Source organism: Nocardia sp. Root136, from assembly GCF_001427185.1.
GTDB lineage: Bacteria > Actinomycetota > Actinomycetes > Mycobacteriales > Mycobacteriaceae > Nocardia > Nocardia salmonicida.
The window spans coordinates 135,030-158,063 of the sequence record NZ_LMFE01000002.1 but is presented as its reverse complement, the minus strand read 5'-3'; the positions used below and the strand labels follow the sequence as shown (position 1 = coordinate 158,063).

General features: G+C 68.4%; 24 protein-coding genes. 7 read left to right on the top strand and 17 right to left on the bottom strand.

The annotated features are described in order from the left end of the window. Window positions 1-7: 7 nt before the first annotated feature. The 3 genes from cobT to ASD42_RS14565 are packed head-to-tail and all read right to left on the bottom strand — an operon-like array spanning window position 8 to window position 2,612. Window positions 8-1,123 (bottom strand): nicotinate-nucleotide--dimethylbenzimidazole phosphoribosyltransferase, encoded by a 1,116-nt coding sequence (gene cobT / locus ASD42_RS14575; RefSeq protein ID WP_056816616.1) that lies wholly within the window; start codon window positions 1,121-1,123, stop codon window positions 8-10. A 39-nt stretch (window positions 1,124-1,162) separates the two neighbouring features. Continuing rightward, window positions 1,163-1,684: a bifunctional adenosylcobinamide kinase/adenosylcobinamide-phosphate guanylyltransferase gene (locus tag ASD42_RS14570; protein WP_056816874.1), complete on the bottom strand. Its 522-nt coding sequence runs from the start codon at window positions 1,682-1,684 to the stop codon at window positions 1,163-1,165. Between the two features lie 37 nt (window positions 1,685-1,721). Then, entirely contained in the window at window positions 1,722-2,612 is an 891-nt protein-coding gene (locus ASD42_RS14565) for an alpha/beta hydrolase (RefSeq protein WP_235569523.1), read from the bottom strand. A gap of 255 nt (window positions 2,613-2,867) precedes the next feature. Between ASD42_RS14565 and ASD42_RS14560 the strand changes: the two genes are divergently transcribed. Both ASD42_RS14560 and ASD42_RS14555 read left to right on the top strand, forming a co-directional pair. Then, complete coding sequence (locus ASD42_RS14560) at window positions 2,868-3,350, top strand: MarR family winged helix-turn-helix transcriptional regulator (RefSeq protein ID WP_235569522.1); 483 nt, start codon at window positions 2,868-2,870, stop codon at window positions 3,348-3,350. Then, window positions 3,347-3,802, top strand: a complete 456-nt coding sequence (locus tag ASD42_RS14555; protein ID WP_056816613.1) for a hypothetical protein — start codon at window positions 3,347-3,349, stop codon at window positions 3,800-3,802. The genes ASD42_RS14560 and ASD42_RS14555 overlap by 4 nt, the downstream gene beginning before the upstream one ends. A gap of 8 nt (window positions 3,803-3,810) precedes the next feature. Here ASD42_RS14555 and ASD42_RS14550 read toward each other — a convergent pair whose 3' ends face one another. Further along, a complete protein-coding gene (locus tag ASD42_RS14550; protein ID WP_056816610.1) occupies window positions 3,811-4,764 on the bottom strand; it encodes a helix-turn-helix domain-containing protein in 954 nt (317 codons plus the stop codon). Between the two features lie 85 nt (window positions 4,765-4,849). Between ASD42_RS14550 and ASD42_RS34385 the strand changes: the two genes are divergently transcribed. Then, window positions 4,850-5,017, top strand: coding sequence for a hypothetical protein (locus tag ASD42_RS34385; protein WP_156677469.1), 168 nt, complete (start codon window positions 4,850-4,852; stop codon window positions 5,015-5,017). A 58-nt stretch (window positions 5,018-5,075) separates the two neighbouring features. On the opposite strand, the gene ASD42_RS14545 is transcribed toward ASD42_RS34385, so the two are convergent. Beyond that, window positions 5,076-5,675, bottom strand: coding sequence for a DUF3043 domain-containing protein (locus tag ASD42_RS14545; RefSeq protein WP_235569551.1), 600 nt, complete (start codon window positions 5,673-5,675; stop codon window positions 5,076-5,078). Between the two features lie 314 nt (window positions 5,676-5,989). Here ASD42_RS14545 and ASD42_RS14540 point away from each other — a divergent pair, with 314 nt between their 5' ends. Both ASD42_RS14540 and ASD42_RS14535 read left to right on the top strand, forming a co-directional pair. Beyond that, window positions 5,990-6,346 (top strand): HesB/IscA family protein, encoded by a 357-nt coding sequence (locus ASD42_RS14540; RefSeq protein WP_056816608.1) that lies wholly within the window; start codon window positions 5,990-5,992, stop codon window positions 6,344-6,346. 221 nt (window positions 6,347-6,567) lie between these two features. After that, the gene (locus ASD42_RS14535; RefSeq protein ID WP_371852127.1) at window positions 6,568-7,494 is read left to right on the top strand and encodes a carbohydrate kinase family protein; all 927 of its coding nucleotides are present in this window, start codon (window positions 6,568-6,570) and stop codon (window positions 7,492-7,494) included. Between the two features lie 56 nt (window positions 7,495-7,550). Here the strand turns inward: ASD42_RS14535 and asnB are convergent, their stop codons facing one another. Next, complete coding sequence (gene asnB / locus ASD42_RS14530) at window positions 7,551-9,494, bottom strand: asparagine synthase (glutamine-hydrolyzing) (RefSeq protein WP_056816862.1); 1,944 nt, start codon at window positions 9,492-9,494, stop codon at window positions 7,551-7,553. Window positions 9,495-9,977: 483 nt separating this feature from the next. Between asnB and ctaC the strand changes: the two genes are divergently transcribed. After that, on the top strand, window positions 9,978-10,967 hold the full coding sequence (ctaC, locus tag ASD42_RS14525) for an aa3-type cytochrome oxidase subunit II (protein ID WP_371852128.1): 990 nt from the start codon (window positions 9,978-9,980) through the stop codon (window positions 10,965-10,967). A 10-nt stretch (window positions 10,968-10,977) separates the two neighbouring features. After that, window positions 10,978-11,394 (top strand): cytochrome c oxidase subunit 4, encoded by a 417-nt coding sequence (locus ASD42_RS14520; RefSeq protein ID WP_056816603.1) that lies wholly within the window; start codon window positions 10,978-10,980, stop codon window positions 11,392-11,394. 58 nt (window positions 11,395-11,452) lie between these two features. On the opposite strand, the gene ASD42_RS14515 is transcribed toward ASD42_RS14520, so the two are convergent. The 11 genes from ASD42_RS14515 to ASD42_RS14465 all read right to left on the bottom strand — a co-directional run bounded on the left by ASD42_RS14515 (window position 11,453) and on the right by ASD42_RS14465 (window position 23,032). Further along, window positions 11,453-12,724, bottom strand: a complete 1,272-nt coding sequence (locus ASD42_RS14515) for an FAD-binding oxidoreductase (RefSeq protein WP_056816601.1) — start codon at window positions 12,722-12,724, stop codon at window positions 11,453-11,455. Window positions 12,725-12,775: 51 nt separating this feature from the next. Then, window positions 12,776-14,329 carry an alkaline phosphatase D family protein gene (locus ASD42_RS14510; protein ID WP_084787140.1) on the bottom strand — a complete coding sequence of 518 codons (1,554 nt, stop codon included), beginning with the start codon at window positions 14,327-14,329 and terminating at the stop codon, window positions 12,776-12,778. A 97-nt stretch (window positions 14,330-14,426) separates the two neighbouring features. After that, on the bottom strand, window positions 14,427-15,806 hold the full coding sequence (locus ASD42_RS14505; RefSeq protein WP_056816597.1) for an ABC1 kinase family protein: 1,380 nt from the start codon (window positions 15,804-15,806) through the stop codon (window positions 14,427-14,429). A 242-nt stretch (window positions 15,807-16,048) separates the two neighbouring features. Continuing rightward, window positions 16,049-16,777, bottom strand: coding sequence for a lysophospholipid acyltransferase family protein (locus tag ASD42_RS14500; protein ID WP_056816594.1), 729 nt, complete (start codon window positions 16,775-16,777; stop codon window positions 16,049-16,051). A 118-nt stretch (window positions 16,778-16,895) separates the two neighbouring features. After that, a complete protein-coding gene (locus tag ASD42_RS14495) occupies window positions 16,896-17,891 on the bottom strand; it encodes an ROK family protein (RefSeq protein WP_056816591.1) in 996 nt (331 codons plus the stop codon). Then, window positions 17,888-18,592 (bottom strand): hypothetical protein, encoded by a 705-nt coding sequence (locus tag ASD42_RS34915; RefSeq protein ID WP_174555380.1) that lies wholly within the window; start codon window positions 18,590-18,592, stop codon window positions 17,888-17,890. Before ASD42_RS34915 ends, ASD42_RS14495 begins: the two co-directional genes overlap by 4 nt. Further along, entirely contained in the window at window positions 18,582-19,832 is a 1,251-nt protein-coding gene (locus ASD42_RS14485; protein WP_082844245.1) for an ArsA family ATPase, read from the bottom strand. Before ASD42_RS14485 ends, ASD42_RS34915 begins: the two co-directional genes overlap by 11 nt. A gap of 26 nt (window positions 19,833-19,858) precedes the next feature. Then, the gene (locus ASD42_RS14480) at window positions 19,859-20,296 is read right to left on the bottom strand and encodes an SRPBCC family protein (protein ID WP_056816585.1); all 438 of its coding nucleotides are present in this window, start codon (window positions 20,294-20,296) and stop codon (window positions 19,859-19,861) included. Window positions 20,297-20,400: 104 nt separating this feature from the next. Next, window positions 20,401-20,790, bottom strand: coding sequence for a hypothetical protein (locus ASD42_RS14475; RefSeq protein ID WP_056816580.1), 390 nt, complete (start codon window positions 20,788-20,790; stop codon window positions 20,401-20,403). 43 nt (window positions 20,791-20,833) lie between these two features. Continuing rightward, window positions 20,834-21,961 (bottom strand): glycosyltransferase family 4 protein, encoded by a 1,128-nt coding sequence (locus tag ASD42_RS14470; protein WP_056816578.1) that lies wholly within the window; start codon window positions 21,959-21,961, stop codon window positions 20,834-20,836. Window positions 21,962-22,024: 63 nt separating this feature from the next. After that, window positions 22,025-23,032: a peptidase MA family metallohydrolase gene (locus ASD42_RS14465; protein WP_056816573.1), complete on the bottom strand. Its 1,008-nt coding sequence runs from the start codon at window positions 23,030-23,032 to the stop codon at window positions 22,025-22,027. Window positions 23,033-23,034 lie beyond the last annotated feature (2 nt).

Below are 23,034 nucleotides of genomic sequence, written 5' to 3'. Positions count from 1 at the left end.
GGTTCGCTCACTTGGCCAGGTCGACGGTGTCCGATTCCTCGGCCGAGGTGCTCACGCCCGCGTCGGCGAACGTCGACATCTCGGCGAGGGTGGCGACGGCCGCCCGCAGGATCGGCAGCGCGGTGAGGGCGCCGGAGCCTTCGCCGAGGCGCATCTCCAGGTCGATCAGCGGGGTCAGGCGCAGGTGCTTCAAGGCCAGGTCGTGGGCGGGTTCGGTGGAGCGGTGGGCAGGCAGCCACCAGGCCTTCGCGCCCGCGGCGAGGTCTTCGGCGACCAGGGCGGCGGCGGTCACCACGACGCCGTCGAGCAGGACGGGGGTGCGGCGGATGGCGGCTTGGGCGAGGAAACCGGCCATGGCGGCGAAGTCGGCGCCCGCGGCGACGCGGAGCAGGTCGACGGGGTCGGTGGCCACCGGGCGGGCGCGGCGCATGCCGTCGCGGATCGCGGCGACCTTGCGAATCCAGCCCTGGTCGTCGACGCCGGTGCCGCGGCCGACGGCGGCGACGGGTTCGGTGCCGGTGAGGATGGCGATGAGAACGGTGGCGGGGGTGGTGTTGCCGATACCCATGTCACCGGCGATGAGCAGGTCGGCGCCCGCGTCGATCTCCTCGTCGGCGATCGCGCGGCCCGCGGCCAGCGCGGCGGTGACCTCGGCCTCGGTGAGGGCGTCCTCGCGGTCGATCGAACCGCTCGCGCGGCGCACCTTGTGCTGGGACACCGAGGGCTCGGTGTCGCCGTCGACGGCGATATCGACGACCCGCACGGTCGCGCCCGCCACGGCGGCCAGTGCGTTCACGGCCGCGCCGCCCGCCAGGAAATTGGCCACCATCTGCGCGGTGACCTCACTCGGGTACGCCGAAACGCCGTGCGCGGCCACGCCGTGATCGCCCGCGAACAGCACCACCCTTGCGCGTTCGAACTGCGCGGGCGGGCACACGCCCTGGCACGCGGCGACCCAGTTGCCGAGTTCCTCGAGCCGTCCCAGCGATCCGGCCGGTTTGGTGAGCTGCGTCTGGCGCTGCTCGGCCGCCGCGCGCACCTGCGCGTCCGGGGCCGCGACCGGGTCGAATCCGTGAGTCACTGGCAAGCCTTTCGGAGGTGGTACATGGTGTTCGACGCTCATCTTGCCCGGATCACGGTGCGCGGCGCCGACCGACCCGGCTCATTTCAATCGAATCGGCAGCCCGGCGACGATGAGATACGCCTCATCACAGGCCTGCGCGAGACGCTGGTTGAGGGTGCCGATCTCGTCGCGGAACAGTCGCCCCGAGCGGGTCGCGGGGATGACGCCCATCCCGACCTCGGGCGATACGATCACCAGCCGCTGCCGATACGCCGCGACAGCCGCGACGAGCTCGTCGCAGTCCGGGGCCACGGTGCCGCGCGGAGCATCCCACGCCATGCGAGCATCGAGGCGGGCAGTGATCCAGGTGCCGATGTCGTCGAGCAGTGTCGCGGGAGTCTCGGTGGCGAGAACCGTTGCGGGTTCGGTGTTCTCGACGGTGGTCCAGTGCGCGGGACGACGATCACGGTGGACGGCGATCCGGTCGGCGAAGTCGAGATCGGCGGCGTCGAGAACAGCGGTAGCCAGATAGCGGACCGCGGGTGCGTCGGTCAGCAGGGCCTCGGCATAGGCCGACTTGCCGGACCGCGCACCGCCGAGAACGAGGATGCGAGTGGACATCCGAGCACCGTAGCCGCCCATTGATTTCGCAGGAACATCAGGCGGAAAGAGCTTCCAGGATCATCGGGCGGGCGGTAGCGAGCGACCGTTGCCAGTACGGCCAGGTGTGGGTGCCGTTGGTGAAGTCGACGCGGGCGGGGATACCGAGGGCGGCGGTGCGGTCGCGGAAAGTGCTCGCCGTGATCACGGCGAAGGCCTCGATCGCCGCCGCGTTGACCGTGTTACCGACGCCGCTCGGGAGGTCGAGGGGGCCGGGGACACCGTTGCCGCTGGTCACGTACAGCGGTAGGCCGCGCAGCAGTTCGGCCTGGACGATGGCGTCGTTGCGATTCCACGCAGGATCGCCCGCGCCGCCCCACATGTCATCGATATTGAAGCGACCCTCATCGAACATGGCCGCGCGCATCACCTGGTTCCACATCGGGGCCGCCGGGTTGAGGAACCCGGAGAACGATCCGGCGAAGCGGAACTGGTCACGATGGTGGGCGGCCAGTGTCATGGCGGCATTGCCGCCCATGGAGACGCCGACGATGCCGTTGTTCGTGCGGGAGACGCCGTATCCGGCCAGGAAGTCGGGCAGTTCGCGGGTGAGGAACGTTTCCCACTTGTAGGTCGTCGATTGACCATTGGTGCTGCTCGGCCGGTACCAGTCGGTGTAGAAGCTGGAGTTGCCGCCGATCGGGAACACCAGAGTGACGTCGTCACCGGCGAATTGGCGCAGTGCGTCGGTGTCGGTGGTCCACTGGCTGTGGTCGGCGGGTGCGCGCAGACCGTCGAGCAGATACAGCGCGGAACTGCCGCCGCGCGCCGCCCACTGCACCTGGACCTTGATCGGACCCATGCTCGACGGAACGATCAGATCCTCGACACCGCCCGCGGGCGTCCGCATCACCGGCGCCGCGATCGGCACGGCAACGGCCGTGGACATGCCGACCGACGATGACACGACCACGGCCGCCGCGACTATCGAGAGAGCTCTGCTCAGCCGACGAAAACTACCCCACCCAGCATCGAACACCCTGCTAGCCGACCAGTTTCCGTCGATCGAGTCAAGCCGATTGTGCGGCTTCACAGCATCCCGACAGTGCCGCGCCGCGCCGCACCAACCCGTCCGGGCGGCCCATATTACATGGCTTGCCATGTAATATGGGTTCGGCGGCAGAAACGACGACGGAGGTCGGGGATGGAACAGATCGAGCGGCTTCCGATGGGTCGGAGCGACTCGCTGGGTTACGTGATCAATCACCTCGCCCGGCTCATGGAACAGGCGCTGCGCGATCGCATCGCCGAGCACGGGGTGGTGCCGGGGCAATTCGCCCAACTGCTCGCGCTGTACGAGGAGGAGGGGATCTCGCAGCTGCAGCTCTGCGAGAAGGTACGCATCGACCAGTCGACGATGGCCCATACGCTCAAACGGATGGAGCGGGACGGCCTCGTTCAGCGCATCGCCGACCCGCGCGACGGCAGGCGGACACTGATCTACCTCACCGACCGATCCCGAGCACTGCGCGCCGCGCTCACCACGGCCGCCCGCGAGGTGAACGACCTTGCTACCGAAGGTTTTTCCGACGTGGACGGTGACGAACTCATCCGCATGGTTCGACAGTCGATCGGCAACCTCGAGGCCCATCGTGGAGCGGGATCGTCGAAAAGGGGTACATCATGACTTCTCGGATCCATCCCATCGCGGGTGGGGTCGGATTGCTCACCGTTGTCATCTTCTGGACCTCGACGGTGGTGAGCGAGCTCAGTGGATCCAAGGCCGCGATCATCGCGGTGAAGCAGGCCATCCCGTGGGCCCTGCCGATTCTAATCCTCGCGCTCGCCGTCACCGGCGCCACCGGCTTCCGGTCGGCCGGGGATTCGGCGATGCCTGACCTTCTCGCCAAGAAGCGACGGATGCCCTTCATCGCGGGTAACGGATTACTCGTGCTGATCCCCTCGGCGATCACCCTGGCGGTGCTCGCCGGCCGTGACGAGTTCGGGCCGCTGTTCTACGGCGTGCAGACGCTGGAATTGCTCGCCGGTGCGACCAATATCGTGCTCATGTCACTCAATGCTCGTGATGGATTGCGCGTCACCGGCCGCCTCGGAAAGCGGAGTTCCGTGACGGAGTGAACGTCGGCTCAACCGGCCGCGCCGAAGCGGCGACGGTATTCGGTGGGGGCGAGGCCGACCTGGCGCTGGAAGTGGTGGCGTAGGAGGGCACCGGAGCCGAAGCCGGACTCGTCGGCGATCCGCTCCAGGGCCATGTCGGTGGTTTCGAGCAGGTGCTTGGCGAACAGGACGCGCTGGGTGGTGAGCCACTTGACCGGGGTGGTGCCGGTCTCGGCGGCGAAGCGGCGGGCGAAGGTGCGGGTGGACATGCTGGAGCGGGCCGCGAGTTCGTCGACGGTGTGCGGGTGGGCGAGGTTCTCGGTGAGCCACGCCAGGGTGGTGGACAGGCCGATGGAGCTGCACTCGGGGACCGGCTGTTCGATGAACTGGCGCTGACCGCCGTCGCGCTGCGGCGGGACGACCATACGGCGCGCGATGCCGTTGGCGGCGGCGGTGCCGATCTCGCGGCGGACCAGGTGCAGGCAGGCGTCGATGCCCGCGGCGGTGCCCGCGCTGGTGATCAGGTTGCCCTCGTCGACGAACAGGACGTCGGGGTCGACGGTGGCTTCGGGGAACATCGCGGCGAGTCGGTCGACATAACGCCAGTGGGTGGTGCACTTGCGGCCGTCGAGCAGGCCGGCCGCACCGGCCAGGAAGGCGCCCGAGCAGACGGTGAGCACGGTCGCGCCGGCGGCGGCGGCGCCGCGCACCGCGTCGAGCACCCGGTCGTCGTACTGGTCGATCGGGGAGGCGGGGATGGCCACCAGGTCGGCCTTGGCTAGTTGGTCGAGGCCGAACTCGGGGGTGACGGAGATGCCGGGGGTGGTGGAGCGCAGCGGCGTGCCGGGGTCGGCGCCGCAGACCCGGAAGTCGAAGCCGGGCAGGCCGTCGGCGGTGCGGTCGAGGCCGAAAACCTCACAGACCACGCCGAATTCGAACATGGCGAGCCGGTCGCTGAGGACCACGGCAACCTTCGAGAGCATGCCTCATCGTAGCTGGCTGAATCTTTACGCACAATGACGGAACAGCCACTTTCGGCTGAAAATCATCGAGCGCAAAATTACTGCCATGCTTACTTTTCTGATCGTCCTCGCCGTCATCATCGGACTCGCCGTACTGATCGGTCGCGGCACCGCCGGATCCACCGGAATCGTCGACCGTGACGCCCAGCGCATGGACACCGAGCTCAAGGCCATCGCGGGCTATGCCGACTACATCCGCCCCATTCACCACTGAAAGCGCGAATGCCGCCCCATCCGGAGGGATGAGACGGCATTGCGGAGTCGGGAAGAACTCAGACCGCGTCGCCGGGGCCGACCCGGGGCTTCGGAGCGCGCATCTTGCGGATCTGGGAGGCGCGCACGAAGGCGTACCAGCCGAGCTTGAAACCGGTATCGGTGGTGTCGGGGAAGCGTTCGATCACCCGGTTGCTCACGATCTTGCCGAGGACGAAGCCCTCGATGATCATGAAGACCATCATCACCAGCATCGCGAGCGTGACGATGGTCTGCAGGCCGGGGGCCACGAACATCGACAGGATCAGCACCAGCGCCATCGGCATGAACAGCCCGACCAGGTTGCGGCGGGCGTCCACCAGGTCGCGCACGTACGCGCGGACCGGGCCCTGATCGCGGGGCAGCAGGTACTTGTCCTCGCCGGCCAACATGCGCGCGCGGCGGTCCTGCACGGCGGCGCGGCGGTCGGCGGCGGCGGCCTTGCGGTCCTGTTTGGTGCCCTTGACAGCCTTGCGGCGGGCGCGGGCTTCCTTGGCGGTCAGCGGGGCGGGTGCGACCGGGCCGCGCCGCTTGCCTTCGGCCTCACGCCTTTTCGGCGTCGGCCTGCCCTTACCGGGTGTGGTCGAAGCGGTAGTGGCGGCCTGTTCGGAGCCGGACACCGACGGGTCGACGGACTCGTCGATGGTGCTGGACTCGTCACGACGAAACAATTTCACGTTCACCAGGCTATTCGATGATGCCGAGCATCGGGAAATGCGGTCCGCTCAGCGGTGAGCCCGGTCTCATCTCGCGCGGGCTACGACACAGATCACGCCGTCACAGGGCGTAGTGTGGGCACAAGCACCCAGGTGGCGTCTACTGGCTGCGCCGAGGGTGGCAAAATAGGAATAGCAGTTGCTGCGACAGCGTTGAAATCAGTCGTGCGCTGTGCACCTGAGGTCCGTTGACGGGCTGAGTCGAACTAGGAGTGTCCATGACTGTGCAGAACGAGACCGCCACCGAGACCCACGGTGCGACGTTGACCGACGCTGCCGCCATCAAGGCGAAGGCGCTGCTCGACCAAGAGGGTCGCGACGACCTTGCCCTGCGGATCGCCGTGCAGCCCGGTGGCTGTGCCGGTCTGCGCTACCAGCTGTTCTTCGACGATCGCATCCTCGACGGTGACATCGTCGTCGAGTTCTCCGGCGTGAAGCTGGCCGTCGACCGCATGAGCGCCCCGTACATCGACGGCGCCTCGATCGACTTCGTCGACACCATCGAGAAGCAGGGTTTCACCATCGACAACCCGCAAGCCACGGGCTCCTGCGCCTGCGGCGACAGCTTCAACTGACGTACGGAGCTGCGAGTTAGCCGTGCTTTCCGTGCCACGCCCGGGAACATTGTCGTTGCGTGGCGAGGTAGCGAACAGGTGAACCACAGGCGGTAGCGCTTGCTAACGTTGAAGTCCGGGATCCGGTGATCCCGGACTTCTGTGTTTTCCTACCTCTAGCGTCGAAGGGGCCCTGCCTCGTGCCTGTTGCCGTGTCCGCATCCATCGCCACCGACCACCTCATGCGCTTTCCCGGCCGGTTCGCCGATGCGCTGCTCGCTGATCAACTCGATCATGTGTCCCTGAGCTTCCTCGTCGACGATCTGCAGATCCGCCGTGGCGGAGTGGCGGGCAACATCGCCTACGCGATGGGTCTGCTGAAGCAGCGCCCGGTGCTCGTCGGCGCCGTCGGCGCCGATTTCGCCGAGTACCGGCAGTGGCTGGAGAACAGCGGCGTCGACTGCTCCGCGGTGCATGTCTCCGCGACGTCGCACACCGCGCGGTTCGTGTGCACCACCGATGAGACGATGGCGCAGATCGCGTCGTTCTATCCGGGTGCGATGAGTGAGGCGCGCGATATCGACATCGCCGCGATCGCCGCCGCGCACGACGTCGACTTGGTGCTGGTCGGGGCGAACGATCCCGATGCGATGGTGGCCCACACCCGCCAGGCCAAGGCGCAGGGCATCGCCTACGCCGCTGATCCGTCCCAGCAGCTGGCCCGCCTCGACGGCGAGCAGGCGAGCGAACTGATCGACGGCGCGGCCTACCTGTTCACCAACAAGTACGAGTGGGCCCTGCTGCAGCAGAAGACCGGTCTGAGCGAAGCCGACATCACCGCCAAGGTCGGCATCCGCGTCACCACGCTGGGCTCCGAAGGGGTGCTGGTGGTCGACGCCGACGGCACCGAGGTCCGCGTCGGCGTGGTGCCCGAGGTGGCCAAGGTCGACCCGACCGGCGTCGGCGACGGTTTCCGCGCGGGCTTCCTCACCGCCCACCGCGCCGGCCTGAGCCTGGAACGCGCCGCCCAGCTCGGCTCCCTCGTCGCCGTGCTCATCCTGGAGACCACCGGCACCCAGGAGTGGACTCTCAACACCGAAGACGCGCTCGAGCGCCTCACCAAGGCCTACGGCAGCGACGCCGCCGACGAACTGGCTGCACTGCTCTGACCTGCGGAACACGAACGCCCCCTGGATCTTTCGATCCAGGGGGCGTTTTTCGTGGGTTACAGCGAGACCGGGTAGACCGGCTCTTGGATCTCGGGCTTGATCCGGTCCTCGACGAAGATGCCGTGCCAGACCATGAAGACCAGAACGGTCCAGAGGCGGCGGCTGTGATCGGACAGGCCCGCCTTGTGGTCGCGGAGCATCTGGAGGATGGCCGGCTTGTTCAGCAGGTGGTCGGTCTGGGACTCGGCGATCTGGGTTTCGGCCCAGTCGTAGAGTTCGGTGCCGCGCAGCCAGTGGCGCAGGGGGACCGGGAAGCCGAGCTTGGCGCGGTTGAGGACATGATCGGGCACGATCCCGTCCAGGGCCTGGCGCAGCGCGTACTTCGAGGTTTCCTTGGTGATCTTCTGGTCGAACGGGATGCCCTCGGCGACGCGCAGGACCTCGCTGTCCAGGAACGGCACGCGCAGTTCCAGGGAGTTGGCCATGGTCATCTTGTCGGCCTTGACCAGGATGTCGCCGCGCAGCCAGGTGAACAGGTCCAGGTGCTGCATGCGCGCGACCGGGTCCCAGCCCGCGGACTGGGCGTAGATCGGGGCGGTGACGTCCTGGTGGGTCCACTCGGGACGGAAGTCGCGCAGGACCGCGCGCAACTGGGCGTCGTTGAAGCTGCGGGCATTGCCGTAGTAGCGGTCTTCGAGGCTGAGCGAACCGCGCTGCAACAGCGACTTGCCGCGCTTGCCGTCGGGGATCTTGTCACCGAGCTTGCCGAGCAGCTTGCGCGCACCGGCGGGCAGGTACTCGAAGGGCTTGAGCGACAACGGTTCCCGGTAGATCGTGTAGCCGCCGAACAGTTCGTCGGCACCCTCGCCCGAGAGCACCACCTTGACGTGCTTGCGGGCTTCCTTGGCCACGAAGTACAGCGGGACAAGGGCGGGGTCGGCGACCGGATCGTCGAGGTACCAGACGATCTCGGGAATCGCGGCGGCGAACTCGGCGGGGGAGACCACCTTGACGATGTGGCGGGCGCCGATCAGCTCGGCGCTCTCGGCGGCCACGTCGACCTCGGAGTACCCCTCGCGCTCGAAGCCGGTGGTGAAAGTGATGAGCTTCGGGTTGTGGCGCATGGCCAGCGCGGCGATGGCGGTGGAGTCGATGCCGCCGGACAGGAACGAACCGACGGTGACGTCGGCGCGCATGTGCTTGGCGACCGAGTCCTCGAGCGCCGCGGCGATCTCGGCGTAGCGGGCCTTCTCCGACCCCCCGGCGAACGGGCGGACCCGGAAGTCGGGGCGGAAGTAGCGGGTCGCGACCGGCTCCTGGCCGACCTTCACCGTGGCGTAGTTGCCGGATTCGAGGCGGCGGATGTTGCGGTGCAGCGACTCGGGCTCCGGCACGTACTGCAGCACCGTGTAGTGCTCGAGCGCGCGCGGGTCGAGCTCGTCGGACACCCCGAGCGGGCTCAGCAGTTCCAGCAGGCTCTTCTTCTCGCTGGCGAAGGCGGTGCCGCCGGGGCCGGTCGCGATGAACAGTGGCTTGATGCCGAACGGATCGCGCGCGAGGAACAGTTCCGAGGTCTCGGTATCCCAGATCGCGAAGGCGAACATGCCGCGCAGCTTGCGCACGGCCTCGGGACCCCAGAAGTGGAAGGCGGCCACGATGGCCTCGCCGTCACCGTCGGTGGCGAAGATCTTGCCATCGGGGAATGCGGCGCCGTGCTCGGCGGCCAACTGCTCACGCAGTTCGAGGTAGTTGTAGATCTCGCCGTTGAAGGTCATCGCGTAGCGCTGCGGGTTGTCCGCGGGGCCCCAGCGCAACGGCTGGTGCGAGTGCTCGATATCGATGATGGACAGCCGGTTGAACCCGAAGATCATGTGATCGTCGTGCCAAGTGCCCTTCTCGTCCGGGCCACGATGCCGCTGGCAGTGCAGCGCGTCGTACACCTGATCGACCACCGCGGTCGTCGCGGTGTCAGCTGTCAGGAATCCGAGCAGTCCGCACACGGTGTCGCCCAACCTTCTCTCGTTCGATGATGGGGTGGCCACAAACGGGCCGAAACGCTGTGTCCGAGTATGCCGCACACCTGCCCGACACGCCGCGCTCGCCCGTTCGCTCGGGGTGCGCGGCAACCGGACGGGAGTCAAACCGCAGGTCGCGACGATCCGGGCGGTCACGGCGGAGTGTCGAAAGTGACCCCGCGACAAGACAGTGCCCGCTTTGGTCTACGCTGCGTAGTACTCAGGTCCTTCTCAGGTGTGCAGGCGTCACAGCGGCAATACTTCGGGACGGCCTGAAACTGCTTTGAAGAGGTGTCGGACGGGCGAATCGCCGCCCGAACGACGCAATGTGTCGGAATGTGTGGCGACCAGGAAGGCGTGAGCGTGGCGCACAAGGCGAGCGAAGAGATCGGGGCACGACCCGTTAAGGGTCGGCAGGGCCGGATCCTTCGGCGGGCCGGGCTGGCGGTGTCCTTGGGGATCACCGCGATGCTCGTCTCGGGCTGCTCGATCGACAATGTTTGGCTCCGGTTCGGCTGGCCATCGGGTATCACCCCGCAGGCCACCCGGATGCGCGAGCTGTGGACCTGGTCGGTGCTGGCCGCGCTCGCCATGGGCGTGCTGGTCTGGGGTCTGACCTTCTGGACGATCATCTTCCACCGCAAGCGCAAGAACTCCCCGGAGTTCCCGCGTCAGACCGGGTACAACGTGTCGCTCGAGCTGACCTACACGGCGATCCCGTTCGTGATCATCGCGGTGCTGTTCTACTTCACCGTGGTCGTGCAGAACTACGTGCACGAGAAGACCGACAACCCGGATGTCACCGTCGACGTGACCGCCTTCCAGTGGAACTGGAAGTTCGGTTACCGCAACATCAACAATGTCGGCGGTCTCACCTGGAACGGCATCGACACCGAGAAAGAGCTGCTGAACGAAGAGCAGCTCGCCGAGTACCGAGAGCTGAAGAACGACAAGGGTCACCCGCAGCCGGGTCCGTTGCACGGCAAGCCAGCCAACGACATCCTCTCGTACCTGCACTACGACAAGGTCGAGACCTTCGGCTCCAGCGAAGAGATTCCGGTGCTGGTGCTGCCGACCGGTAAGCGCATCGAGTTCCAGCTCGCCGCCGCGGACGTGATCCACGCCTTCTGGGTGCCGGAGTTCCTGTTCAAGCGCGACGTGATGCCGAACCCGAAGGAAAACCAGTCCGACAACGTCTTCCAGATCTCCGAGATCGAGAAGGAAGGCGCGTTCGTCGGCCGCTGCGCCGAGATGTGCGGCACCTACCACTCGATGATGAACTTCGAGGTCCGCGCGGTCTCGCCGGAGAAGTACGCCAAGTACATGCAGGCGCGCATCGAGGGCAAGACCAATGGTGAGGCGCTGGCATCGATCGGCGAGTCGCCGGTGGCCACCTCCACGTACCCCTTCAACACCAAGCGCGATGCCAAGAGCGCTTCGGTGAACGAGAGCAAGTGAGGATTCTGATATGAGGATCGAAGCGCGGATCTTCGAACTGCTCACGGCCTTCTTCATCCTGGTGGGCATCGTCTACGGGTTCTTCACCGCGCAGTCGCGCACCGGCATCGAGTGGGCAGGCACCACCGCGATCGTGCTGACCGCAGGCCTGTCGCTGATCATCGGCACCTACTTCCGGTTCGTCGCGCGCCGCATCGACCTGCGGCCCGAGGACTACGAAGAGGCCGAGATCGTGGACGGCGCCGGTGACCTGGGCTTCTTCTCGCCCGGTAGCTTCTGGCCCATCCTGCTGGCCGGCGCTGGTTCGGTCACCGCGCTGGGCCTGGCGTTCTTCCAGTTCTGGCTGATCGGTCTCGGCGTGGTGCTCGTGCTCGCCGCCGCAGCCGGCCTGGTGTTCGAGTACTACCTCGGCGCCGAAAAGCACTGACATCGAGCACAAGGAAGGCCCCCACCGGGATTCGGTGGGGGCCTTCCTTTTCGGCTGTCTAGACGCTATAGCGCAGGGCCTGTTCGGAGCGGCAGATGTCGTCGATGCCGGAGACGATCTCGCGCAGCTGCTCCGAGGGCAGGGCTGAGGGGCGCAGGCGGCAGGTGAAGGTGATCAGGCCGTAGTCGGCGGGGGTGAGGCCGCGGGCGGCGGCTTCGGCGCGCAGGTACTCCGAGCGCACGCCGTAGGTCATCGCGGAGATGACGGTGAAGCAGCCCGAGCGTTCACGGTGGGCCGAGAACAGGTCGTGCAGGCCGTAGAAGACCGAACCGTAGTTGGCCAGGGGAGCGAACACGCCCACGCGGTAGGCGGGGCCGCGCTCGGAGGAGTTGATGACGGTGTCGGCCAGGTACTCGGCGTCGCGCATCGTGAGCACCTTCGGCGCGAACATCAGCGCGCCCGCCGCCGCGTTGCGGACCGGCATGCCCGCGCGCCCGCCCGCCGCGGACGCGATGGCGCCCAACGACTTCCGGGTACGGGTGCCGACCTCACGCCGAGCCCGCAGGCCACGGGTGGGGGCGGTGGGGTACAGACTCGACCACTGACCGAAGCGCACGGCGCCGAGGGTCACCTGGCCCGCGCCGACGGGGCGCGCCACCTTCAGCGGGGCGGTATCGACCCAGCGGCCGACCTGGAGCGCCGCGCTGCCGGGGTTGGTGATCTCGTTGGTGGCGTGCTCGACGAAGGAGTCGAAGTCGAGGAACCGGTCGGCGTCGGTGGTGAGCATGGTGTGGTCTTTGTCGACCTCGACCACATCGAGGGTGAGGGCGGTGATGATGCCCGCGCGACCGCCCGCGCCGAGAATGCGGTGGAAACGCTCGGTGTGATGGCCACGCCCGCAGGTGCCGATCCGGCCGTCGGGGTCGACGTACTCGAGGTCGACGATCTGGTCGATGAACATGCCGTAGCGGTGCGAGGCGGTGCTCACCCCGCCGACGGAGGCGAAGCCGCCCGCGGTGATGTCGCGATGATCGCCGACCACCGGCAGACCGAGACTGTGCGCGCCGAGGCGGCGGTCGATCTCGGACAGCTTCGCGCCCGCCTGCACCCGCACGGTGCGCCTGCCCAGGTTGATGTCGAGCACCGAGTTCATCTTGCGCAGCGAGAGCACGCCGCGCTGATCGGCCAGACCGTAGGACTCTTCGGTCTGTTCACCGCCGCGCACCGTCAACCGTTCCGACCGGCCGCGTGAATCACGCACAGTGCGAACGACATCCGCCGTGTCGGTGGGGAGATATTCTTCGGAGATGACGGTATGCGGCGTGCCCATGACCGCATAGCTAACCACAGGTGGGCGGTTCTTGCGCAGGGTACTTCGCACCTATTTCCGCGTGGGCGCGAGTTGCTTGGTGAACAGGACTTTTCCGGTCGCGTCGCACAAGTTGACGGTCATTTCTCCGGTGCGTCCGTCGATTTTCACCTCACCGAAGTGCTGGTACTCCGGGTCAAGCGGGGAGGCGTTGGGTGTGGGCGGCGCGTGGACGTAGACCGCTTCGGGTCCGAAGGTGGGGTCGAGGGGGTTGGGGCCGAACGCGCCGGCGTTGAGCGGGCCCGAGACGAACTCCCAGAACTCGTCGAAATCAGTGAAGGCGGCGCGGGTGGGGGAGTAGTGGTGCGCGGCGGTGTAGTGGACGTCGGCGGTGAGCCACACGACGTCGACGACCCTGTTCGCCTTGATCGCCGAGAGCACCTGGGCGATCTCGGTTTCGCGGCCGGAGGGTGCGCCGGGGGCGGCATTGGCGGGGCCTTCGAAGGCGGTCTTGCCATCGGGGACGACAACGCCGAGCGGCAGATCGGCGGCCACGATCTTCCAGGTGGCCTTTGAGTCCTTCAGGCCCTCGGTGAGCCACTTGATCTGGGCGGCGCCGAGGATCTGGCCCTGGGGCGCGGTATTGGCCGTGTTGGCGTCTTTGTAGGCGCGCATGTCCAGGACGAACACGTCGAGCAGTGGGCCGTAGGAGATCTTGCGGTAGAGACGGCCGTCGACGGCCTCCTTCGGCTCCAGGGGCATCCACTCGTGGAAGGCCTGCCAGGAACGTGTCGCGAGGGTGTCCATGCTGCGCTCGGTGTAGCCCTTGTCGGCGGCGACCGTGCCGCCGGGCGACCAGTTGTTGGTCGTCTCGTGGTCGTCCCATTGGACGATCTGGGCGACGGCGGCGTTGAACCGGCGATAGTTGTCGTCGGTGAGGTTGTAGGCGTAGTTGCCGCGGAACTGGTCGAGGGTTTCCGCGGGAGCGTTCTTCGCCTCGGCGGTGATGTTCTTCCAGACCCGGCCGTCGGGTAGCGTTACGGACTCTTTGAGCGCGTTGTCGGCGTAGATGCAGTCGCCGGAGTGCAGGAACAGGTGCGGGTCGCGGGCGGCCATGGTGGAGAACACCTTCATACCGCCGAGGTCGGGGTTGATGCCGAAACCCTGGCCCGCGACGTCACCGGACCACAGCAGCGAGATGTCGGAGGGCGCGGTCGGCGCCGTGCGGAAGACACCGGTGAGAGTCTCCGAGCTCGCCCCGTCTTCCCCGTCGAGGCGCACCCGGTAGTGCACGAGTTGCCCCGCGGGCAGACCGTTCACTCGCACGCGCCCGGTGCCGTCGGTGGCCGGGGTGAGCAGCGGCCCGGTGAATCGCTTGACGTCGCTGAACTTCTCGGTCGCCGAGGTCTCCACCACCAGCGTGGCAGGCCGATCCGACCGGGCCCAGATCAGCGCGCCGTCGCTGCGCGGATCACCGACGGCGATCCCGTGTGTGAGTGCGGGCCTGGCCCGCACGAGCGCGGGCCCGTCATCACCGCAGGCCACCAGGGCAGGAGCAGTCACCACACCGAGTGCGGTTGCGCGCAGCAGCGTGCGCCGAGACATCGCGAAATCCGAGACAGCCATGAGCCTCACGGTGCGCCACCGGTCGTAACACCCGGTCGTTAGCAAGGCAACGGAACATGAACGATGCCGTACGACGGGCCGAACTCGGCTGACGCGTCTAGAGCCCTGCGGCGGCGGCGGTTTCGGGGTACCAGCGGGTGCATTCGGCGCGGAGGGGGACGGCGGTGTGGAGTTGGCACAGGACCGCTACGCCGCCGAGGAAGGAGCGGAGGATGGGGGTGTGGCCGGGGGGCATCGTCAGTTGGCGTAGGACGTTGGACAGGCGCAGGTCGGTGGCCAGGCGGACTTGTTCGCGGAGCCAGTCGGCCGAGAGGGGGTAGGTCGGGGCGAGGAGGGCTTCGCGGACCGGTTGCAGGCGGGCGGCGACGGTGGCGATGTCGAGCTCGCGGTCGGGGGCCACGAAGCCGTGGCGGCGCATGGCTGCCTCGAGGTCGGCGGGGGAGTCGGCGATGACGGCGGCGCCGATGTCGCTCGCCACGTCGAGGAACGTGGCGGGCCAGGGGGTGCAGGCGCCGAAGTCGACGACACCGAGGCGGCCGTCGGGCATGCGAAGGAAGTTGCCGGGGTGGGGGTCGCCGTAGACCAGGGCGGCGCGGGCGGGGGCGGAGAACAGGAAGCGCATGATCAGCACGCCGAGGCGATCGAGTTCGTCGGCGTTGCCGCGAACGATCAACCGGGACAGGGGAACGCCGTCGAGCCATTCGGTGACCAGGACGTCGCCGTGCTGGGCGATCACCCGGCTCACCACCACGTCGGGGTCGTCGGCGAAAGCGGTGGCGAAGGCGCGCTGGTTCACGGCCTCACGGGCGTAGTCGAGTTCGTCGCGGATCTCGTCGCACAGCGCCTCCACCACCGGGCGGGTATCGGCGCCGGGCAGCAGCGCGGTGAACAGCGGGGTCGCGCGACGCAGAGCTTGGAGATCGGCCAGTACCGCGCGGCGGGAACCGGGATACATCACCTTGACCGCCACCTGGGTGCCGTCGTGCCAGCGGGCGCGGTGGACCTGGCCGACCGAGGCGGCGGCGGAGGCGCGGTCCTCGAATTCGAGGAACAGTGAGCGCCAGTGCGGGCCCAGATGGGCGGCGAGTTCCGCGTGGACCGCGCCGGGCAGCATGGCGGGTGCCGAATCGTGCAAGCGAGCGAGGGCTTGGCGGTACGGCTCGGCCAGATCGGGAGCCAGCCCGAGTTCGAGCAGGCCGAGGAGTTGGCCCAGCTTCGCGACGCAGCCCTTGAGTTCGCCGAGCACTTGGAAGAGGTGTTCGGCGGTGCGCACGCGGATGTCGCGGTCTACGTCGGCGGGGTCGCGGCCCGCGGCGCGCTTGCCGAAGCCTGCGATGCGCCGGCCCGCGTAGGCGACCGGTACCGCGGCCAGGCGGGCGCTGCGTACTACTCGGCCGGTGGGTGGATTACCGTCGCGCGGTGTCGTACGGCGGGTGAACGCCATGACGCGACCCTCGTCGGATTCGCCTCCGGCCATGCCTACCTCGCTGTCCGCCGACGCCCGCCACCTCTGGTGGCCTGCCCGCCCATCGGCCCGTGCCTGGCACAGGGTACCAATCGGGCGCGCGAGCGTCCGGGCAACGACCGTGGATGCGCAGACGTCCAGTCGATCAGCGCGTGAACAGTGCGATGGTGTCCCGGTGCCTACCGGCAATCGCTCGCGCTCGCGAGCGTGCTGCCCCGTGCGTCAGTTCATCATGCGGCGGAACAGGTTTCGGCTCAGCTCGCCTTGGTTTCGGGGATCCGGGTGGCGTCGAGCTGATTGTCGGTCGGGGCGACGCCCTTCTTGAGGCTGTGCGCGTAGACGTCGACGTATTCCTGGCCGGTGAGGCGCATCAGTTCGTACATCACCTCGTCGGTGACGGCGCGCTCGACGAAGCGGTTGCCGCTCATCCCCTCGTAGCGCGAGAAATCGAGGGGCGCACCGAACTTCAGGGTGACCTTCTGACGACGCCACTTGAACGGTCCGGGCGGGCTCACCTTATCGGTGCCGATCACCGCGACCGGGATCACCGGGACGCCGGTCTCGAGCGCGAGTCGCGCCATGCCGGTCTTGCCCTTGTACAGGCGGCCGTCGGGGGAGCGGGTGCCCTCGGGGTACAGGCCGACGAGACGGCCCTCGTCGAGGAGCTTGGTGGCCGCGTTGAGCGCGTCCTCGGCGGCCGAGGCGCCGCTGCGGTCGATCGGGTACTGGCCGGTGCCGCTGAAGAAGAACTTCTGCAGGCGGCCCTTGAAACCGGGGGTGGTGAAGTACTCGGCCTTGGCCAGGTAGTTGATCCGGCGCGGGCTCAGCAGAGGAGCGAAGAGCCAGTCGGAGAAGGAGAGGTGATTACCCGCCATGATGGCCGGGCCGTCGGTCGGGATGTTCTCGACCCCTTCGACCTCGGGCCGGTTGTACATGTGCATGAACGGTCCCACGAGAACGAACTTGAGCAGCCAGTAGAACATGGCGTCCTTTCCCCAGGGACCGGGATAATTGTGTAGAGCCTCGTCGGACAACGACTTTACCGCTGGTCGCAGGTCACAACCAACCCAGGATGGTAGCTGGCACACATGGCTGTGACCCTTATCTCGCCGCGCGACCGGCCACCGGCGTGTCGATCGACACCCTGGCCAACTCCGCGGCGCCGATCATTCCCGCGGCCTCTCCGAGCAGGGTGGTACGCAGTCTGGCCAGCGGCCGATGCCCGGATCCGGTGACCGCGCTCGCGTAGTGTTCGCGCGCCTCGTCGAGGAACAACGGCGCCGAACTGCTCACGCCACCCGCGATCACCACGAGGTCGGGATCGAACAGATCGCTGACGAAAGCGAGGCCGAGTCCGAGCCAGCGGGCGAAGTCGGCCATCACCCGGACCGCGAGTGGGTCGCCGTCCTGGGCCGCGTTCGCGACCCGTCGGCCGGTGAGCGAGCCGGGATCACGGATCACGTCACGGGCCAGCACCGAGCGCACGGGGTCGGTGGCGAGCATTTCGATGGCGGTGTCGGCCAGTGCCGTTCCACTGCAGTAGCGCTCCCAGCAACCGTGTTTGCCGCAGGGGCACGCGCGGCCCTCGGGGACGACCTGGAGATGGCCGAGTTCGGGGGCGATGCCGTGGCTGCCGCGATAGAGCCGACCGTCGATGAGCAGCGCGGCGCCGATGCCGGTGCCGATCGCGACGAGCACCACCGTCTGCCCGCCCGCCGCCGCGCCGAAGCGGTACTCGGCCCAGCCCGCGGCGTTCGCGTCGTGTTCGAGGATCACCGGCAGGCCCAGACGCGCGGTGAGCCGTTGCGCGACGGGGGCGTTCTGCCACGGCAGGTGCGGCGCGAACAGGACCGTCGATTGATCCGTGGAGATGAAACCGGCGACGGCGAGCCCGACCGCCGCGATCGGATGGCGCCGGGCCAGCTCGCGCACCGAGCGGTCGATCGCGTCCTCGAGCGCACGCGCCGAATGCGGGGTCGGCGCCTGCACGGTGTCGAGCACCTCGCCCTCGGCGTCGACCACCGAGGCGCGAATGTTCGTGCCACCCACGTCGATGCCGACGGTGAGCAGGTGTTGAGGGTCGATCCGGCTGGTCATCCCCGGATCGTCACCGGGATGTCGACATAGTGCGAGCGTGGCGCGCGAGCGGTGGCCGAGCGATCCTCGGTGGTGGCGAAAGCGCCCGTGCCCGAAGCGTTCGCGGCGGTATCGGCCGATTCGGGGGCGATGCGGGGGGCCTGCGGTGTGCGGGAGGTGCGTGGCGCGGAGTACTCGTCGACCCGGCGGGGGCGCGGGGCGGCGGCGTTCTTGCGGGATGTGCCCCACCTCGGACCGCCTTCGGCGTCGGCCTGCGCGGCGGCGGTGCGCTGCTGCGGGGAGACGGGGTCCGCACCCGTGGGACCGGCTGCGGTGGGGTCGGAATCGGGGTGTGCCGCATGTTCTGGGGTACCGGGACCGTCGGTCGAATCCGGGTGGCCCGCAGCGTGATCGGCCCACTCCGGGGGCATGACCGGTTCCACGGGGATGCCCGCGAGGGCTTCGCGCAGGACCGTCACCAGGGAGGTGCCGTGTTCGGCGAGGGCCGCGACGACGTCGTGGTGGTCGCCGCGCACCAGGGCCGCGGCCGCGCAGACCGGGCACCAGGCGCAGCCGCCCAGGTCGGCTCGGCCGTCGGCGGCGGTGCGGCGCAGCACCGGTTCGACTCGGGCGAGCAGGACTTCGGAGAGTAGGCGCAGTTCCTCGGTGAACTCGGCGAAGCCGTCGTGGCCGTGGCGCTCGGACTGGGAGTCAGTGCTCATCTGCGGTGGCCTTCGTGTAGTTCGGATCGGCGGGCCACACCCGCGGATCGGGCCGGAAGCGGACCACGAGGTGACCGGTGTCGAGTTCGGCGCCCGCTACCGTGCAGCGTCGCAGCACCGGCGCGAGCCGTACGCGAGTGCGTACCCCGTCGGCTCCCACGATCAGATCGTCCTCCACTCGGCCCAGCCGCAAGGTGCCGGGATCGACCACCGGTAGCCGCATCCGCATCGCGTACACGGAGTCGACACCGGAGCCGGACTCCCATCGAACCACCGGTTCGCCTGATTCCGTGCCCTGCGCGTGTGGGGCGGGCGGCGTGTCGACCGAATGCGAGAACGCCGACAGCGAATTCACCCCCACCGGTTCGGCACCGGCGTGCTGGGCGATCAGAATCGGGACATCGGTGAGTTGTTCGTGGAGCCGGGCCACCACCTCGAGTTGCTCGGCCCGGCGGTTGAGATACCAGTGCACGGCCGGGTGGGCGTTGTCGCCGGGCGGCGGCACCGGGGCCAGCACCTTGTTCACCACCACCGCGTCCATCCGCAGGCCGAGCAGCGCGGCCGCCGAGCGCACCCGTCGCGCCTCGGCGACGGCGACCTGTTCGGGGCCGGTGATCAGGCGGGCGCTGGTGCGAGTGCGGTCGGCGAGCAGGTCGCGAACCTGGGTCACCGCCACCACGATCCGTTCGACCGCCGCCGCGAGCACCGCCTTACGCAGGTCGAGCCCGATCGCGCTCATCGTGCGCGCGTGCTTGGGCCAGAGCCGTTCGAGGTAGTTGAGCAGCGTGTCGGGAGCGGTGACGATGCGCAGCATGTCGGCCGAGGGCGGGCAATCGACGACGATGACGTCCCAGTCGTTCTCCTCGGCGTACTGGCCGATCTCGACCAGCATCAACAGTTCCTGCACACCGGGTAGTCCGGTGAGCTCGGCCGGGTCGAGCGCCGCCAGGTCGAAGCCGTGATCGTGGCCGCCGCCCGTGGCCAGCATGGCCACCACATCGCGGAAACGGTCTTCGAGCAGGGCGAGGGAGTCGATCTCGATCACTTCGATACCGGGCGCCACCCTGGCCACTCCGGCGACGGTGCCCGGATCGTGCGGGAAACGGAAACCGAGCGCGTCACCGAGCGAATGGGCCTGATCCAGCGAGGCGATCAGCACGCGCTGACCCGAGCGGGCATAGGCCATACTCGTCGCGCAGGCCAGCGTCGTCTTCCCGACACCACCCTTGCCGACGAACAGTTCGACGCGGGTACCGCCCGGGGCGCTCAGCCTTCGACCCGCTTCTTCAGCTCGTTGAGCGCGGTATCGGTGATGACCTTCTCTGCTTTGCGTTTGAACATGCCGATCATCGGGATGTTCAGATCGACGGTGAGTTCGTAGACCACCTCGGTGCCGCCGCCTGGCCGGTCGAGCAGTTCGTAGCTGCCGTCCTGGGCTTTCTGCAGGTCACCGCTGAGCAGACGCCATGACACGGCTTTGCCGTCGGCCCGCCAGGTGTAGGACAGCACGTAGGTGTCCTTGACGACGCCCGCGTCGAGCACGAACCGGGCGGTGGCCGCGCGGTCCTGCGCGTCCCGCTCGATGACCTCCACCGACTTCGCGGCAGCCACCCACTCCGGATAGGACTCCAGATCCGCGATGACGGCCATCACCTGCTGCGACGGTGCGTCGATCAGGATCGATCTCTGAGTCCGGTCAGCCATGGCGCCCAAGCCCTCTTCTCTGTTTATGGCGGCTGGTGCCGCGGTTCTCCTTTGTCGCACCCGTGCCGGTCGGTCCATCGGCGAAGGCGCGCCGAGAACGTGCGTCAGGGGGCGGCGACCGCGGGTGCGACGCCCGCGGGTCGACCGGCTTCGAGCCGTGCCTTGAGTTCGAACGCCATGGCGCGGCCCGCGACCCGGCGGGACCGATTGGCCGCGGCCAGCACGCGCGCCGACTTCGGTTCGGCCGCGGGTTCGGCGTGCAGGAAGTAGTGCAGGATCGCCCCCTCGGGGACTGCCTCGAGCCATACCTCCATGGTGCCGGTCAACGCGCCTGCCACCGTCCAGCGGATGCCTTTGTCGCCGCGATCCTCGCGCACGTCGAGGCGCAGATCGGGCCACCAGCGGCGCCAGTTGTTCGCGGCGCTCAGCACCTCGGCGATCGCGGCGCCCGGTGCGGCGAGGAAGGTCTGATCAGCGACCTGGATACTGCTCACCCGGCTGAGCGTAGTGGACGCCACACCGGGTCCGGGCAGGGTGTCACCGCAGCAGTTCCCGCAAGCGGGCGCCCTGACGGTCCCAATGCCAGTTCTGCTCCACCCAGGCCCGGCCCGCGGCGCCCATCTGGGCGGCCTTGTCCCGGTCGGTGAGCAGCTCGACGATGGCGTCGCTGATCTGCGAGACCGACCGGCCGTGCACCACGATGCCGGTCTCGCCCTCGCGCACGGTCTCGGGGGCGCCACCGGAATCGCCGGCCACGACCGGGACCCCGGAGGCCGACGCCTCGAGGAACACGATCCCCAGACCCTCGACGTCGAGGCCCGCCCCGCGCGTGCGGCACGGCATCGCGAACACGTCGGCGATCGTGTGATGGGCGGCCAGCTCGCCCGAGGGCACCCGCCCGGTGAACACCACACTGTCCTGCACGCCGAGGGCCTCGGCCAGCGCGCGCAGCCGTGTCTCGTAGGGTCCACCGCCCGCGATCACCAGCACCGCGCCGTCGACGCGCTCGCGGATCTCGCTCATCGCCACGATCAGCATGTCCTGGCCCTTGCGCGGGACCAGCCTCGACAGGCAGAGCACGGTCGGGCGCTCGCCGAGTCCGTAGCGGGCGCGCAGCTCTTCCCTGGCCGCCGGGTCGGGCCGGAATTCGGTGGGGTCGACGCCCGGCGGCAGGTGCTCCAGCGCCGCGCGCGGACCGAAGGCCGAGGCGAAGCGGCCACGGGTGTACTTGCTGACATAGGTCACCACATCGGTGTGCTCGCCGATCGAACGCAGCACCTGGCGCGATCCCGGCAGCATCGACCAGCCCACTTCGTGACCGTGGGTGCTGGCCAGGATGCGCTCGGCGCCCGCGCGTCGCAGTATCGGCGCCATCACTGCCAGGGGTGCGGCCGCACCGAACCACACTGTGTCGCAACGGTGTTCGCGCAGCAGCGCGCTCGCTCGCTTGATGACCGCGGGGGTCGGCAGCATCAGCGTGGTCGGATGACGCACCACCTGGAACTTCTGCGCGGCGTCGAACTTCTCGTGGCTGTCACCGCGCCAGCGCGGTGCGTACACCACCAGGTCCTCGGGCGGCAGCTGATTCGACAGTGCCTGCAGATACGACTGGATTCCGCCCGGCCGAGGCGGGAAATCGTTGGTAACCAGCAGAGTTCGGGCCATAAGAGAACAACCTAATCGGTCGGCTGACAGGTGGGCGGACGTGGTCAGGCGTACCCGCGCTCGTCATGCAGCGCGACCGCGCAGCCAGGCCCGCCACCCGTCGAGCACCTCGGCGCGCGAGGCCCCGAGCACGGCGGTGAACGCGGCGTCCTGCGCCGCGGGGGACTGCGGGCCGGTAGCCAGCCGCTTGTACAACGTGGTGAGGGCGGTGGTGCCGTAGCGGTCGGCGAGGAACGCGCAGGTACTCCACGCGCTTTCGTAGGCGTAGGCCGCGTCGACACCGGTGAAGTCGGCATCGGCGACGAGTTCGGTGGGCACGGTGCCCGCACGCAACCGAGTGGTCAGCGTGGGCGCGATCTGGGAGAAGGTGGTTTTCTGATCGCGCTGGGCGACGTACTCGGCGAAGCCTTCCAGCATCCACAACGGTGCGCCGTCGGTGGTGTCGGCCCTGGTGGCGAGGTGGGTGAGCTCGTGGCGCAGCAGCGTGGCCAGACCCTCGGTGCCGACGCGCCGCCGCGCGTCGGGGTTGAACACGATGCGCTGGTCGGTGGGCTGGGTGCCCGGAGCGTAGGACCCGGTGAGCGACACGGCGGCCACGTCGGTGCCGGTGGCGCCCGCGGACCTGGTGAGCGCGGTGAATTCGGCGGGCGTGCTCGCCACGACCACGACGGGCGCGCGATTCCAGTCGGTGCCCCACACCGCGCTCACATCCGAAATAGCTCGGCCCAGTTGATGTTCGAGAACATCGAGGTCGGCGCGATGGCTGGGATGCGCCACCAGCAGTGCCGGGGAGGCGGCACCGTCGGCGACTTCACGGACCAGGATCGGGCCGTAGGGCTGTAGCTCGCGGCGCACCGGGCTCAGACGCGGATTGTCGAGGCCCTCGGAGGTGTCGAGCACCTCGGCCTCGTCGGTGGCCAGCTGTAACGAGCCCGCGTTGCGCGGCAGCAGGATCAGTGCGACGCACGCTCCGGTCAGCAGCGTGACCGAGGCGAGCGTGATGCAGAATTCGAGGCGGCCGTTCGACGAGAACCACGAACGCAGGCCCGCACGGGGGAACGGATCGGTCACCG